Raw genomic sequence first — 15,439 nt, forward strand, 5'->3', positions numbered from 1 at the left:
AGGGTTCAAGGTGAGGCACACATTGTGTGAACACCGAAAATACCTGTGGGAGTGGGCTTGCCCGCGAAAGCGATCGACCAAACACTGCTGTTACAGAGTCTGGTGCGAGCCCAAGAACAAACTTCAAGCCATAAAAAAACCCGCTTTCGCGGGTTTTTTTATCATGCCAACTGAGGTTGTTCGCTCATCGGCTTGAGCGGCAGCAACGGAGCATGGGGGTCGGCCTGGACCGACTTGCGCCATGCGCCTAGCCACTCGGCATGCCCTTCGCTCCAGACCTGCTCGTGCAAGCGGGCCAAGGCTACCGGGTCGCTCAACAACTGCACTCGCTCGTTGTTGGTCAGGCCTTCAGGCCCCACCTTCATCGCGTGCCGCACCCGCTCGATCCGCAACCACTCAATCGGCTCAGCCTGATTGTGACGCGAGGTCGCCAGCGAGCACGCCAGGGCGTTCTGCTGTGGATCGACCACCGAACGGACGAAGCCGTCGTTCAGCGCGTGCCAGCGGTTTTCATGGGTGTACTGGTCGGTGGCCAGCAAGGCCTGCGGCGGATTGTATTCCTCAGGGATCAGGAACAGGCTCTCGTCACGGGACTTCAGGCCCAGGCCGACGCGACTGGAGATCACCGACACCGGAATCGACAGCATCAACGAACCGACGATCGGCACCAGCCACCACAGGAAGCTCGGGTTCAGCCAGATCACCAGCATGGCCCAGAAGAAGCCCAGCAGGGTTTGCGGACCGTGGCGCTTGATCGCTTCGCTCCACGGCGTGGAGTCATCGTCACGCTGCGGCGAGTTCCAGGTCGCGGCCCAGCCGAGGAACGCGGCGAGGACGAAACGGGTGTGGAAGATCATCCGCACCGGCGCCAGCAGCATGGAGAACAGCATCTCCAGCAGCATCGACAGGGTCACCTTGAACTTGCCACCGAACTCTTTCGCACCCTTGGCCCAGATCAGGATGATGCTCAGCAGCTTCGGCAGGAACAACAGCACGATGGTGGTCGAGAACAGCGCAATCGCCTTGTCCGGGTGCCATTGTGGCCACAGCGGATAGAGCTGGCGCGGTTCGAGGAAGTACTGCGGTTCCATCAGCGTGTTGACCGCCAGCAGCGCAGTCGACAGCACCAGGAAGAAGAACCACAACGGTGCCGACAGGTAGGACATCACGCCGGTCAGGAACACCGCGCGGTGCACCGGGTGCATGCCTTTTACCAGGAACAGGCGGAAGTTCATCAGGTTGCCGTGACACCAGCGACGGTCACGCTTGAGTTCGTCCAGCAGGTTCGGCGGCAGTTCTTCATAGCTGCCCGGCAAGTCGTAGGCAATCCACACGCCCCAACCGGCACGGCGCATCAGCGCGGCTTCAACGAAGTCGTGGGACAGGATCGAGCCGGAGAACGCGCCTTTACCGGGCAACGGCGCCAGGGCGCAGTGGTCGATGAACGGCTTCATGCGGATGATCGCATTGTGGCCCCAGTAGTGCGACTCGCCCAGTTGCCAGAAGTGCAGGCCGGCGGTGAACAGCGGGCCATACACGCGAGTGGCGAACTGCTGCATGCGCGCATACAGGGTGTCCATGCCCGACGCCCGTGGCGCGGTCTGGATGATCCCGGCATCCGGCGTGGCTTCCATCAGGCGCACCAGACTGGTCAGGCACTCACCGCTCATCACGGAGTCGGCGTCGAGTACGACCATGTACTTGTAGTCACCGCCCCAGCGACGGCAGAAGTCGTCGAGGTTGCCGCTTTTACGTTTTACGCGACGACGACGGCGGCGATAGAAGATCTTGCCGAAGCCACCGGCTTCGCGACAGACGTCCAGCCAGGCCTGTTGCTCGGCCACACAGATATCGGCGTCGTTACTGTCACTGAGGACGAAGAAATCGAAGCGGTCCAGGTCACCCGTGGCCGCAACCGACTCGAAGGTCGCCCGCAGGCCGGCGAATACCCGAGGCACGTCTTCGTTGCAGATCGGCATCACCAGGGCGGTGCGCGCATCCTTTGGAATCGGCTCGTTACCGGCACTTTTACCGGAGATACGGTATTTATCGTGACCGGTCAGCAATTCGAGGAAGCCCATCAGCGCGGTCCAGAAACCGGCCGAAACCCAGCAGAACAGAATCCCGAACAGGATCAGAATGCTGGTCTGCAAGGCGTAAGGCAGCACTTGCGTGGCGGTTTGCAGCAGCGGTTGGTGCAGCACTTCGTTGAGGTCGACGAACGACCAGCCCTGGTACGGCATGATGCCTTTCATGTACCAGCCAGCGACGATGGTCTGGCCGAGCATCAGCAGCAACAGAATATAGCGACGGATCGAACCGACGGTACGCCAGCGCGCAGCCGGCAGTACACGCTCGTCCTTTGGTGGCTTCGGCGGGTTGGTACGACCGGTCATCCGCCGCCAGCCACGCACCAGAATGTTGGTGCGCCACGGCTCCGGCACGACTTTGGTCCGCCGGATCGGCGGGGTCGCCTTGAGGCAGACCCGGCCGTTGGCGTCGAGCACCAGCATTTCCGCGTCCTGCAGCTCTTCGGCAGTGCTCAGGGTCAGGCGTTTGCCGACCGATGCCTGGGCGGCTTCGGTCGGGGCGTCGAACGTCGAAGACGACAGGCGTTCGTGCAATTCGCTGAAAGACTGGCAGCCCGCGAGTTCCGCGCGCTGCTCGTCGGTCATCGGCAGATGCGCCAGATACTCGGAAAGAGTTTCTGGCCGTACTTGAGAGTTACTCATCGGCAGGCAACTGATAGCTCCAGGTCTCGGTCAGGACTTCTTCAGTCGGCGCCGATTCCGGTGTGGCTGGGGCCGCGTCGGCAGCGACAGGCTGCTTGGCGTCTTTATTGTCCTTGTCCTTGGCATCTGCAACAGGCTTCGCTTCAGCCTGCTTGGCTTCCGCTTGCTTGGCTTCCTTGTCCGCTTTCTCTTGTTGCTTGGCGGCAACCTTGTCGGCCTTGGCAACCGACGAGCTGGACGACGGAATCGAGGTCTTGGCCAGGTCCGCCGGCACGATGTTCTGCACCAGCGCGGCACGCATCTCGGTGGCCTTGCCCGGATCCTTGATCTTCATTCGCAGGGTCAGGCGCCAGCCCTTGGTTTCAGGGTTGTAGCGCACGCTGTTTTCCACCAGTTCGGCATTGTCGCCGACGCTGACCTGGCTGCGAACTTCGGTATCGGCCGGCAATGCCGCCAGGGACGGACCTTCGAAGTCCACCAGATAGGCAACACTGCCATCAGGCTGACGAATCAGGTTGGACTGCTTGACGTCACCGGTCGAACGCAGGGTCTGTTTGACCCAGGCGCTGTCCGGCGCGTGAATCGCAGCTTCGTCCATGGTCCAGTGCATACGATAAGCGACATCGAGCGGCTGGCCAGGTTCCGGCAATTTTTCAGGGTTCCAGAAGGCCACGATGTTGTCGTTGGTTTCGTCGGCGGTCGGGATTTCGACCAGGTCGACGGTGCCCTTGCCCCAGTCACCCTTCGGCTCGATCCAGGCGCTTGGGCGCTTGTCGTAGCGGTCGTCGAGGTCTTCGTAGTGGCTGAAGTCGCGGCCACGTTGCAGCAGACCGAAGCCGCGCGGATTTTCCACGCTGAAGTTGCTCACCGCCAGGTGTTTCGGATTGTTCAGCGGACGCCAGATCCACTCGCCGTTGCCGGCATGGATCGCCAGGCCGCTGGAATCGTGCAGTTCGCGACGATAGTTCAGCACTTTCGATGGCTGGTTGGCGCCGAACAGGTACATGCTGGTCAACGGGGCGATACCCAGTTTGCCAACCTTGTCGCGCAGGAACATCTGCGCCTTGACGTCGACGATGGTGTCGCTGCCCGGACGCAGGGTCAGGCGATAGGCGCCGGTGGCACGCGGAGAGTCCAGCAGGGCGAAGATCACCAGGTGCTTGTCGCCCGGCTTGGGTTGTTGAATCCAGAACTCGCGGAAACGCGGGAATTCTTCACCGGACGGCAACGCGGTATCGATAGCCATGCCGCGAGCGGACAAGCCATAGACGTGACCCTTGCCGACGACGCGGAAGTAGCTCGCGCCGAGCATGGTCATGATTTCGTCTTGCTTGTCGGCCTTGTTGATCGGGTACAGCACACGGAAACCGGCATAACCCAGCTGTTCGGTGGCCTTCGGATCGAATTTCACATCGCCGAAGTCGAAACGACTTGGATCGTATTTGATCTCTTCGACGGTGTTCGCGGTGATTTCGTTGATTTTCACCGGCGTATCGAAATGCATGCCCTGGTGATAGAAGGACAGTTTGAACGGCGTCTTCTGATCAGCCCATTCGGCTTTTTCCGTCAGAAAACGAATTTTCTGATAGTCCGCGAACTTCATGTCGCGGAACTCGTTCGGCAGGTTACTGCGCGGCGCTTCGTATTTCTGCGCGGCCAGATCTTTTGCCTTGGCCGATACATCGTCCAGACTGAATGCCCAAAGCTGGCCGGCGCTGAGCAGGCAGAGCAGTGCAGAGCCCGCTACCAGGGCGCTGCGTAACCGTTTGGCAGACAATTTTGGTGCGTTACAGGGACTAACAATCACGAGCAACCCTCGCCGAAAACAGATCAAAAAACCAACGGCCAGTTAAAGGGTCTGCACGGTGTTCGGTATGAAAAAACCGCCCTTGCAAACCACTCTTGCCAAGTTGGCGAGCATTGTTCCGACTCCGCTGGGGCGAAATGATTCCCCAATCGGATCCAGACAAGTCTCTACCTAAGTCAAAATGGACCAACGAACGCTGATCCCCGTAGCGCGCGATTATCTAGTAGGCCGCGTTACAACGCATCAGGGGTAACAAAGTATTTATCGCGATAAAACCCTGTTTTCAGTCGAAATGAGCTTAAAAACTTGTTTCAAGCGCTTTCAGGTCTGTAACAGGAAGGTTACCGGGCCATCATTGACCAGGTGCACCTGCATATCCGCGCCGAATCTACCTGATGCCACAGTGCCATGCACCTGTTTCGCTTTGCTTAATAGATAGTCGAACAATTCCTCACCCAGAGCCGGAGGGGCCGCAGTCGAGAAACCCGGACGCAGCCCGCTTCGGGTATCGGCAGCCAGGGTGAACTGAGAGACCAGCAGCAGCCCGCCGCCCACATCCGCCAGGGACAGATTCATCTTGCCCTCAGCGTCACTGAACACCCGATAGTTAAGCAGCTTATTAAGAAGTTTGTCGGCGCTGGCCCGCGTATCGTCTGGCTCAACGGCCACCAGGACCAGCAGTCCCTGATTGACGGCACCCACGACTTCGCCGGCAACCTCGACTCGCGCGCCACGCACCCGTTGCAGCAGGCCCTTCATGCCTCGTCAGGCGCCAGGTCGAGCAGACGCCGGGCCATCTGATCGGCGGCGCGGACCAGCGCGTCGGTGATGCCCGGTTCGGAAGCGGCATGACCGGCATCGCGGATGACCTGCAGTTCGCTGTTCGGCCAGGCTTGATGCAATTCCCAGGCGTTATCCAGCGGGCAGATCACGTCATAGCGGCCATGGATGATCACGCCGGGCAAATGGGCGATCTTGCCCATGTCACGGATCAACTGGTTCGATTCCAGGAAGGCGTGGTTGCTGAAGTAGTGGCATTCGATGCGGGCAATCGACAATGCACGCTGTGGCTCGGAGAAGCGATCGACCACCAGCGGGTTCGGACGCAGGGTCGCAGTACGGCCCTCCCAGGTGGACCAGGCCTTGGCCGCGTGCATCTGGGCAATCTGGTCGTTGCCGACCAGACGCTTGTGGAACGCCGTGAGCAAGTCATCACGCTCATCCAGCGGGATCGGCGCGATGTAGTCCTGCCAGTAATCGGGGAACAGACGGCTCGCGCCAGCCTGGTAGAACCATTCGATTTCCTGCGGACGGCACAGAAAAATCCCGCGCAGGATCAGACCGTGTACACGCTCAGGATGGGTTTGCGCATAGGCCAGCGCCAGGGTCGAACCCCAAGAGCCGCCAAACAGCACCCACTTGTCGATGCCCAGGTGCTGGCGAATCCGCTCCAGGTCGGCGACCAGATCCCAGGTCGTGTTGTTTTCCAGGCTGGCGTGGGGGGTGGAGCGACCACAGCCGCGCTGGTCGAAGGTAACAATGCGATACAGATTGGGATCGAAGAAGCAACGACTCTGGGCATCACATCCGGCACCGGGGCCGCCGTGGATGAACACCACCGGCAAACCTTCAGGTGAACCGCTTTCGTCGACATACAGCGTGTGGGTCTCGTCGACGGCCAGATCGTGCCGGGCGTAGGGTTTGATCTGCGGGTACAAAGTCTGCATTGCGCACTCCGTAAGGGGTCGAGGTCATCCCTGGGGGGACTTCTATTATTCTGCCGTCCGGCATCATAAACCCGAATTACGTCAATGAGCATGCCCGTGCGGAGTCAGAGTTTTGCCGCCAGGTATCCGAACAGGGCCTGGTACAGCTCGTCGACCTCGACCATCTGCCCGCGGGCCCGCAAACAGCCATGAACCAGGCCCTCGCCGACATACAGCGTGGCAGCCCCGCCCGCAGCGTTCAGTTGTTCGGCATACCGCACGCCGTCATCACGCAACGGGTCGAACTGCGCTACGGCGATCCAGGCCGGTGGCAATCCCCTGAAATCCGTGGCGAGCAATGGCATGGCGTAGGCGCTCGGATGGCGGGTGCCCCGCAGGTAAAGGGCGTGATAGCAATCGACGTCACTGTTGCTGAGTAACGGCGCGTCGGCGCACTCACTGCGCGATGGCAGCCGGTGATCGCCGCCCAACCCCGGATAGATCAGAGCCTGCGCGCACGGCAACGGCTCGCTGGCATCGCGCAGTGCCAGGCACAACGCGGCTGCGAGATTGCCACCGGCACTGTCACCGGCCACCAGCATGCGCTCCGGAACGAGTTGAAACGGCCCGGTGCGCAGCGCTCGCCAGACCTTCAGGCAATCATCGAACGCAGCGGGAAACGGATGCTCCGGTGCCCGGCGATAATCGACGGCAATCACCAGCACACCGAGAGTCGATGCCAATTCGGCGCAGATGAAATCGTGGGAGTCCAGGTCCCCCACCACCCAGCCGCCGCCATGCAGGTAAACGATGCACGACGTACCGCTGACCGGTGGCTGATAGGAACGGACAGCAACGCCGGACAACACGAAGTCGACCACATACAACCCGGCGGGACGTGCCGGAGTAAACGCCCGGCACATCTCGCTGTAGGCCAGACGCAATCCGGCGAGGCTGCTGTCGGTGCTGTTGAAACTGACGGTTTTCTCGACGAATGCCGTCATCTCTTTGGAAAGCGGGTAAGAAGCCATGAGCCGGGTGCCCGTTCAGGGAAATGTGTGGGGCCCACCCTGTGGGAGCGAGCCTGCTCGCGAAGAGGCCGGCACATCCAACATCAATGTTGACTGTCAGATCGCCCTCGCGAGCAGGCTCGCTCCCACAGGTCTTGCACAAATCAGACGGGGGTCAGTTCTTCAGGCTGGCCTGAACCGTGGCAATGCCGTCCTTGCCATCGAAACTGCTGACACCCGCCAGCCAGCGCTGCAGGTCCTCGGGATGTTCGCGCAGCCATTTTCTGGCGACATCCTGAGCCGTTTGGCGCTCCATGATCGGCACCATCAGCTGACTTTCCTGGGCAGCGGTGAACGTCAGGTTCTCCAGCAACCGATTGACGTTCGGGCAGCGCTCGGCGTAATCCGGGGCGGTGACGGTGGATACGGTCGCCGCACCTTCGTTCGGCCCGTACACGTCTTCGCTGCCGGTCAGGTAGTCGATCTTCATGTTGATGTTCATCGGGTGCGGGGTCCAGCCGACGAATACCACGAACTCCTTGCGATTCACCGCCCGCTGCACGGCCGCCAGCATCCCGGCCTCACCGGACTCGATCAGTTTGAAGTCCTTCAGGCCGAAGTGATTGGTCTCGATCATCGTCTTGATCGTGGTGTTGGCACCGCTGCCCGGCTCGATGCCGTAGATCTTGCCGCCGAGCTGGTCTTTGAACCTGGCGATATCGGCGAAGGTTTTCAGGCCCGCCGCTGCCACATAGTCAGGGACCGCGAGAGTGGCCTGGGCATCGGCCAGGCTCGGCTTGTCCATGACCTTGACCTGATTGGCAGCGACGAAGGGTGCGATGTTTTTATCCATCGCCGGTTTCCAGTAACCGAGAAAGATGTCGAGGCGCTTGTCACGGATGCCGGCGAAGATGATTTGCTGCACGGCGCTGGTTTGCTTGCTTTCGTAGCCCAGACCGTTGAGCAGCACATCGGCCATGCCGCTGGTGGCGATCACATCGGTCCAGTTGACCACGCCCATGCGCACGGCCTTGCAGGAGGGATCGTCAGCGGCCAGGACGCTGGTGCTCAGGAAAGCGGTGCCGCAGAGGATTGAGAGACAGCGGGCGAACAGTCTTTTCATCAGGATGATCTCGTGCGGCAGCGGATTGTTATCGGGCCGGTGTCTTTGTGCACCGTGGCCAGAACAATACGCAGCAGACGAGCGGTAAAAGCGACCTGTGGCGACCGTGTTTTGCACGGTGGCGACTGTTCCGACGCGCTTTCAAGATAAACACATACCTGTGGGAGCGAGCTTGCTCGCGATGGCGGTGGATCAGTCGACATAGATGTAACTGACAGACAGCTATCGCGAGCAAGCTCGCTCCCACAGGGTTATATACCAAGCATTATGCGTTGTAGTGCTTCTCGCCCCAGGCCAGCAGCCCTTGCAGCAATTCCTTCAACACCACCCGCGTCGGCTCCGCCAGATCGGCGCGATAACGGAACGGCTCGAACTCTTCCATGTACGTGCACTGCCCGAGCTCCAGTTGCACAGCGTGGATGTTCTCGCCCGGGTTGCCGTAATGGCGGGTGATATGCCCGCCCTTGAAGCGTCCGTTCAGCACGTGGGTGTAATTGTCGTGACGCGCGCAGATCGCTTCCAGCTGACTGGCCAACTGTGGATCGCAACTGGCGCCATTGAAGGTGCCGAGGTTGAAGTCCGGCAGCTTGCCGTCGAACAGGTGCGGGATGATCGAGCGGATCGAATGCGCGTCGAACAGCAGCGCGTAACCGAACTCGGCCTTCAGTCGCGCCAGTTCCTGCTGCAGGGTGCTGTGGTACGGCGTCCAGATCTGTTCCAGATAGGTTGCGCGCTCCTCTTTCGAAGGCTCCAGCCCTTCACGGAATAACGGGATACCGTCGAACAGCGTCGCCGGGTACAGGCCGGTGGTCGCGCCCACGTACAAAGGCTTGTCGTCTGACGGCCGGTTCAGGTCGATGACGAACCGCGAATACTCGGCAGCCAGGGTGCTGGCGCCCAATTCATTGGCGAAGTCATAGAGTTGAGGGATGTGCCAGTCGGTGTCCGGCAGGCTTTTCGCGTCGGGGATCAATCCAGCCTCGACCGCAGGCGTCAGACGTACGCCCGCGTGAGGCATGCTGATCAGCAGCGGTACGCGGCCTTGTTTGAAGTTAAGTACCTTATCCACAACGGCTCTCCTACAGATGTGTCTCGACGCCGTGGCGCACGACGCGTTTTTCCAGGTCGCCGCCCAACCAGTACGACAGGTCGGCCGGACGATCGATTTGCCAGGCGACGAAATCCGCGACCTTGCCGGCCTCCAGCGAGCCGTGGGTATCGGCCATGCCCAGCGCGGTAGCGGCGTGAATCGTGGCACCCGCCAAGGCTTCTTCCGGGGTCATGCGGAAGCAGGTGCAGGCCATGTTCAGCATCAGGCGCAACGACAGTCCCGGTGAGGTGCCCGGGTTGAGGTCGCTGGCGATGGCGATTTTCACGCCGTGCTTGCGCAGGGCATCCATCGGCGGCAATTGGGTTTCGCGCAGGAAGTAAAAGGCCCCGGGCAACAACACCGCGACGGTACCGGACTCGGCCATGGCGATGGCGTCGTCTTCGGTCATGAACTCCAGGTGATCGGCGGACAACGCGTGGTAACGCGCCGCCAGGCTCGAGCCGTGCAGCGACGACAATTGTTCGGCGTGCAGCTTCACTGGCAAGCCCAGTTCCCGGGCGGTGATGAATACGCGTTCGACCTGCGCTGGCGAGAACGCCAGGTATTCACAGAATGCATCCACCGCGTCGACCAGCCCTTCGGCCGCCAGGGCCGGGAGCATGTCAGCGCAGATGTGATCGATGTAGTCGTCGGCGCGATCGGTGTATTCCGGCGGCAAGGCGTGAGCGGCCAGACAAGTGCTGCGCACGCTGACGGGCAGTTCGGCGCCGAGGCGACGGGCCACACGCAGCATCTTGCGCTCGTTGGCCAGGTCCAGGCCGTAGCCGGACTTGATTTCGATGCTGGTGACGCCATCGCGCATCAGGCTTTTCAGGCGCTTGGCGGCACTGGCGAACAGTTCGTCTTCACTGGCCGCGCGGGTGGCGCGCACGGTACTGGCGATGCCACCACCGCTGGCGGCGATTTCCGCGTAGCTGACGCCTTGCAGGCGCTTTTCGAATTCACCGCTGCGGTTACCGCCGAACACCGTGTGGGTGTGGCAGTCGATCAGTCCTGGGGTGACCCAGGCGCCTTCAAGATCGTTGACGGCCGGGTAATCCCCCGCCGGCAGTTCAGCGCGCGGGCCGATCCACTCAATGAGCGCGCCTGACGTCACGATGGCCGCATCCTCGATGATCGAGTAGACGCCTTGCGCCATGGTTGCGACGTGACAGTGTTGCCAGAGCGTTTTCATCCTTGGCCTCCGTTAGGTTATCGATGAGAAAAAGTCGGGTCCGGCGTCACCAGGGCAGCCTGGCCTGCCGCCGGTTTCACCCAGGTCAGGTAGGCCAGCACCAGCAGCACGATCCACACCACGCCGACTATCAGGGCCGCCTGGGTGTCCGGGAAGTAGCCCAACACGCCGAAGACGAACAGCATGAAGGCAATCGCCGCTATCGGTGCATAGGGCCAGAACGGTACCGGGAATTTCAATTGTGCGACCTGCTCGGCGCTCATGGAACGACGCATGGCCACCTGGGTAAACAGGATCATCAGCCAGACCCAAACCGTGGCAAAGGTCGCGATGGAGGCGATCAGCAGAAACACGTTTTCCGGGATCAGGTAGTTCAGCAACACGCCCAGCAACAGCGCGGCGCTCATCACCACAACGGTCATCCATGGCACGCCGTTGCGCGACAGCCGTGCGAAGCCCTTGGGTGCGTGGCCCTGCTGAGCCAGGCCGTACATCATGCGGCCAGCACCGAAGATGTCACTGTTGATGGCCGAGATCGCCGCCGAGATCACCACGATATTGAGGATGGTCGCCGCCGAGCTGATCCCAAGATTGTCGAAAATCTGCACGAACGGACTGCCCTGGCTGCCGATCTGCTGCCATGGAAAGATCGACATCAGCACCAGCATCGTCAGGACGTAGAACAACAGGATGCGCAACGGCACGGCATTGATCGCCCGGGGCAGCACATGCTGCGGGTCTTTGGCTTCACCGGCGGTCACACCGATGATTTCAATCCCGCCGAACGCGAACATCACCACCGCGAACGAAGCGATCAGACCGCCCACGCCATTGGGCATGAAGCCGCCATGGCTCCAGAGATTGCTGATGTCGGTCGCCTGGGCGCCGGGCGCCGTGCTGATGCCGAACAACATGATGCCGAAGCCACCCAGGATCATCGCGACAATGGCCCCGACCTTGAGCAGCGACAGCCAGAACTCCATTTCACCGAAGACCTTGACGTTGCACAGGTTCAGGCCGCCTACCACCGAGACGATGCCCAGCACCCAGATCCAGCGGGAAACCTCCGGAAACCAGAAGCCCATGTAGATACCGAATGCAGTGACGTCGGCCATGCCGACGATGACCATTTCGAATGCGTAGGTCCAACCGAGGATGAAGCCCGCCATCGGCCCCAGGTAGGTACTGGCGTACTGGCCGAAAGAGCCGGCCACCGGATTGTGCACCGCCATCTCACCGAGGGCGCGCATGACCATGAACACCGCCGCGCCACCAATCAGGTACGCAAGCAGCACCGCAGGCCCGGCCATTTGAATGGCCGAGGCAGAACCGTAAAACAGCCCGGTGCCGATTGCCGACCCCAGCGCCATGAAGCGAATATGTCGGGCAGAGAGCCCGCGTTTCAAACCCTTTGCTGGCTGTTGCATTGCTCGTCCTTAATTGTTGTTATTCGACGCAAAATCGAATCGCTGGCAAGCCAGCTCCTACAGGTTCAACGTGCCTCCTGTAGGAGCCGGCTTGCCGGCGATGGCGCCCTTACAAGCTCGGCAGCAGCTTGGTCGTCACCAGCTCGTTCAGGCAACGCGAAGCCAACAGCTCGGTCGCGGCGTTGATGTCCGGCGCGAAGAAGCGGTCCTTCTCATAGAACGGCACTTCGTTGCGCAGGATGGCGCGGGCCTGTTCCAGCTTCGGCGAAGTCTTCAAGCCATTGCGCAGGTCCAGGCCCTGAGCCGCCGCCAGCCATTCTACGGCGAGAATCCCGCGAGTGTTCTCGGCCATTTCCCACAGACGCTTGCCAGCCGCCGGCGCCATCGACACGTGGTCTTCCTGGTTGGCGGAGGTCGGCAGGCTGTCCACCGAATGCGGATGGGACAGCGCCTTGTTTTCGCTGGCCAGTGCCGCGGCGGTCACCTGGGCGATCATGAAGCCGGAGTTCACGCCGCCGTTGGCCACCAGGAACGGCGGCAGTTGCGACATGTGCTTGTCCATCATCAACGAGATGCGACGTTCGCTCAGGGAGCCGATTTCGGCGATGGCCAGGGCCATGTTGTCGGCGGCCATGGCCACCGGTTCAGCGTGGAAGTTGCCGCCGGAGATCACGTCACCTTCCGCAGCGAACACCAGCGGGTTGTCGGAGACGGCATTGGCTTCGATGGCCAGCACTTCGGCGGCTTGGCGGAACTGGGTCAGGCAGGCGCCCATGACTTGCGGCTGGCAACGCAGGGAGTACGGGTCCTGGACCTTCTCGCAGTTTTCATGGGAGTCGGAGACTTCGCTGCGCTCGCCGAGCAGATCGCGATAAGCGGCGGCCGCATCGATCTGGCCTTTCTGACCACGGGCCGCGTGGATGCGGGCGTCGAACGGCGAGCGCGAGCCCAGTACCGCTTCCACGGTCAGGCCGCCCAGTGCCAGGGCACCGGCAAACAGGTCTTCACCTTCGAACAGGCCGCGCAGGGCAAAAGCGGTGGACACCTGGGTGCCGTTGAGCAGCGCCAGGCCTTCTTTCGCGGCCAGGGTCAGCGGGGTCAGGCCGGCGACTTTCAGCGCTTCAGTGGCTTCCATCCACTCACCCTTGTAGCGCGCCTTGCCTTCGCCCAGCAGCACCAGCGACATGTGGGCCAGAGGCGCCAGGTCACCGGAAGCGCCCACCGAACCTTTCAGTGGAATGTGCGGGTACACCTCGGCGTTGATCAGGGCGATCAGCGCATCGATCACCACGCGGCGGATGCCGGAGAAACCACGGCTCAGGCTGTTGACCTTGAGCACCATGATCAGGCGCACCAGTTCGTCGCTGATCGGCTGGCCGACACCGGCGGCGTGGGACAGCACCAGCGAGCGCTGCAGGTTTTCCAGGTCTTCGCTGGCGATGCGGGTCGAGGCCAGCAGGCCGAAACCGGTGTTGATGCCGTAGGCGGTGCGGTTCTCGGCGAGGATCTGCTCCACGCAGGCCACGCTGGCTTCGATCTGGGCTGCAGCGCTGTGATCGAGGGTCAGTTTGACCGGTTGCTGATAGACATCACGCAGTTGGGCGAGGCTCAGTTGGCCGGGAATCAAATTAAGCGCAGTCATGTTCATTCTCCTTTTGAGAGTTTGTTGTTAACTACCAGACGCTCCGGAAATATCCGTTGTCCGTCGCTTCCCCCTTTTTAAGGGGGCTGGCGCCTTGGCACGCTGGTCTTGTTTGGAAATCAGTTCAAATTCGGTAAGGTTTTTTGCAGCAAAGCAGGGTCTTTCAGAACGCCGGCAGCGGCGGCAATGTCCGGCGCCAGCCAGCGATCCTGGTCATAGGCAGGAACGTGCTCACGCAGCAGACGCCAAGCGGCATCGGTGCCCGCGCCGAAGCGTTGTTCTTTCAAGAATTCGAACGCCTGGGCTGCCAACAGGTACTCGATGGCGAGGATCTGCGTGCAGTTTTCCAGCGCGCGATGCAGCTTCAGCGCGGCGTTGGTGCCCAGGCTCAGGTGATCTTCCTGCAGACCGGAAGTCACGTAGTTATCCAGCACCGCCGGTTGCGCCAGCTGACGGTTTTCCGCACACAGGGAAGCGGCCACGTATTGCACGATCATCATCCCGGAGTTCACCCCCGGGTTGGCCACCAGGAACGCTGGCAAGCCGCTGACGTGCGGGTTGATCAAGCGGTCCAGGCGACGTTCGGCAATAGAGCCGATTTCCGCCATGGCAATCGCCAGCAGGTCCGCGGCCATGGCCACGGACTGGCCGTGGGGGTTGGCCTGGGACACCACGCGGTAGTTGTCCGCAGTGCCCAGCACCAGCGGGTTGTCGGTGGCGCCGTTGAGTTCGGTTTCGATCTGTCGGGTCGCGTGCACCAGTTGATCGCGCGCAGCGCCGTGCACTTGCGGGATCGAGCGAATGCTCAGGGCGTCTTGCGTGCGAATGCCTTTGCTCTGGGCAATCACTTCGCTGCCGTCGAGCAAGGCGCGCAGGTTGATCCCGACCTGTTGCATGCCAGGGTGCGGCTTGAGCGCGATGATCTCGGCATCGAACGCGTCGATCTGCCCACGCTGGGCTTCGAAGCTCATGGCGCCGATCACGTCGGCCCACTCCAGCAGGCGCGTAGCGTCGGCAATGGCCAGGCAGCTCAGGCCGGTCATGCACGGCGTGCCGTTGACCAGGCACAAACCGTCCTTGGCGCCGAGTTTGACCAGTTGCAGGCCTTCTTCGGCCAGCGCCTGTTGCGCAGAAACGATCTGCCCGCGATAGCTGACATTTCCCACGCCCAGCAGCGCAATGCCGATGTGGGCCATATGGGTCAGGTATCCCACGGAACCCTGGGACGGCACCTGCGGGGTGATGCCGCGGTTGAGCAGCGCCAGCAGCGCTTCGACGACCTGACGGTGCAAGCCGGATTTGCCGTGGCTGTAGTTGACGATGGCGGCGCACATGATCGAACGGGTCTGCTCGTCGGCCAGTGGTGCGCCAACGCCGCAGGCATGGCTGAGCAAGGTATTGCGCGACAATTGGCTGAGTTGTTCGTCCTGCAGCGAGACGTTGCACAGCGCGCCCAGGCCGGTGTTGATGCCGTAGGCACGTTCGCCGCTGGTGACGATGCGCTGGACGATGGCCTGGGCGTTTTCGATGCGCGCCCAGATCGGCGCCGACAGCTCAAGCTGCGCGCCATTACGAGCGACGGCGACCACATCCTGCCAAGTGACCTGCGCTTCGGTGATAACGATTTTTTCAGCCAGGGACATCTTCAACCTCATCCAAATATTGATGCAGCTTCACCGCCGCCTTAGCGAGCAGGCTCGCTCCCAC

General features: G+C 61.5%; 11 protein-coding genes. All 11 read right to left on the reverse strand.

From position 1 onward, the window contains the following. Nucleotides 1–161 precede the first annotated feature (161 nt). The 11 genes from mdoH to CD175_RS27095 all read right to left on the reverse strand — a co-directional run bounded on the left by mdoH (nt 162) and on the right by CD175_RS27095 (nt 15,375). Nucleotides 162–2,732 carry a glucans biosynthesis glucosyltransferase MdoH gene (mdoH, locus tag CD175_RS27045; protein WP_104451122.1) on the reverse strand — a complete coding sequence of 857 codons (2,571 nt, stop codon included), beginning with the start codon at nt 2,730–2,732 and terminating at the stop codon, nt 162–164. Further along, nucleotides 2,725–4,539 (reverse strand): glucan biosynthesis protein G, encoded by a 1,815-nt coding sequence (locus CD175_RS27050; protein ID WP_104451123.1) that lies wholly within the window; start codon nt 4,537–4,539, stop codon nt 2,725–2,727. Before CD175_RS27050 ends, mdoH begins: the two co-directional genes overlap by 8 nt. 321 nt (nt 4,540–4,860) lie before the next feature. Continuing rightward, the gene (dtd, locus tag CD175_RS27055; RefSeq protein WP_104451124.1) at nt 4,861–5,298 is read right to left on the reverse strand and encodes a D-aminoacyl-tRNA deacylase; all 438 of its coding nucleotides are present in this window, start codon (nt 5,296–5,298) and stop codon (nt 4,861–4,863) included. Then, on the reverse strand, nt 5,295–6,266 hold the full coding sequence (gene pip, locus CD175_RS27060) for a prolyl aminopeptidase (RefSeq protein ID WP_104451125.1): 972 nt from the start codon (nt 6,264–6,266) through the stop codon (nt 5,295–5,297). The genes dtd and pip overlap by 4 nt, the downstream gene beginning before the upstream one ends. Before the next feature lie 104 nt (nt 6,267–6,370). Beyond that, nucleotides 6,371–7,276: an alpha/beta hydrolase gene (locus tag CD175_RS27065; protein ID WP_104451126.1), complete on the reverse strand. Its 906-nt coding sequence runs from the start codon at nt 7,274–7,276 to the stop codon at nt 6,371–6,373. Between the two features lie 154 nt (nt 7,277–7,430). Then, nucleotides 7,431–8,378, reverse strand: a complete 948-nt coding sequence (locus CD175_RS27070) for a choline ABC transporter substrate-binding protein (RefSeq protein ID WP_104451127.1) — start codon at nt 8,376–8,378, stop codon at nt 7,431–7,433. A 265-nt stretch (nt 8,379–8,643) separates the two neighbouring features. After that, nucleotides 8,644–9,447, reverse strand: coding sequence for an N-formylglutamate deformylase (gene hutG, locus CD175_RS27075; RefSeq protein WP_104451128.1), 804 nt, complete (start codon nt 9,445–9,447; stop codon nt 8,644–8,646). A gap of 10 nt (nt 9,448–9,457) precedes the next feature. Beyond that, nucleotides 9,458–10,663, reverse strand: coding sequence for an imidazolonepropionase (gene hutI / locus CD175_RS27080; RefSeq protein ID WP_104451129.1), 1,206 nt, complete (start codon nt 10,661–10,663; stop codon nt 9,458–9,460). Nucleotides 10,664–10,680: 17 nt separating this feature from the next. Then, nucleotides 10,681–12,090 (reverse strand): amino acid permease, encoded by a 1,410-nt coding sequence (locus CD175_RS27085; protein ID WP_104451130.1) that lies wholly within the window; start codon nt 12,088–12,090, stop codon nt 10,681–10,683. Between the two features lie 109 nt (nt 12,091–12,199). Beyond that, entirely contained in the window at nt 12,200–13,732 is a 1,533-nt protein-coding gene (hutH, locus tag CD175_RS27090; protein WP_104451131.1) for a histidine ammonia-lyase, read from the reverse strand. Nucleotides 13,733–13,851: 119 nt separating this feature from the next. Continuing rightward, nucleotides 13,852–15,375 carry an HAL/PAL/TAL family ammonia-lyase gene (locus CD175_RS27095; RefSeq protein ID WP_104451132.1) on the reverse strand — a complete coding sequence of 508 codons (1,524 nt, stop codon included), beginning with the start codon at nt 15,373–15,375 and terminating at the stop codon, nt 13,852–13,854. Between the last annotated feature and the right edge of the window lie 64 nt (nt 15,376–15,439).

Origin of the sequence: Pseudomonas laurylsulfatiphila, from assembly GCF_002934665.1 — a bacterium.
GTDB classification, from domain to species: domain Bacteria; phylum Pseudomonadota; class Gammaproteobacteria; order Pseudomonadales; family Pseudomonadaceae; genus Aquipseudomonas; species Aquipseudomonas laurylsulfatiphila.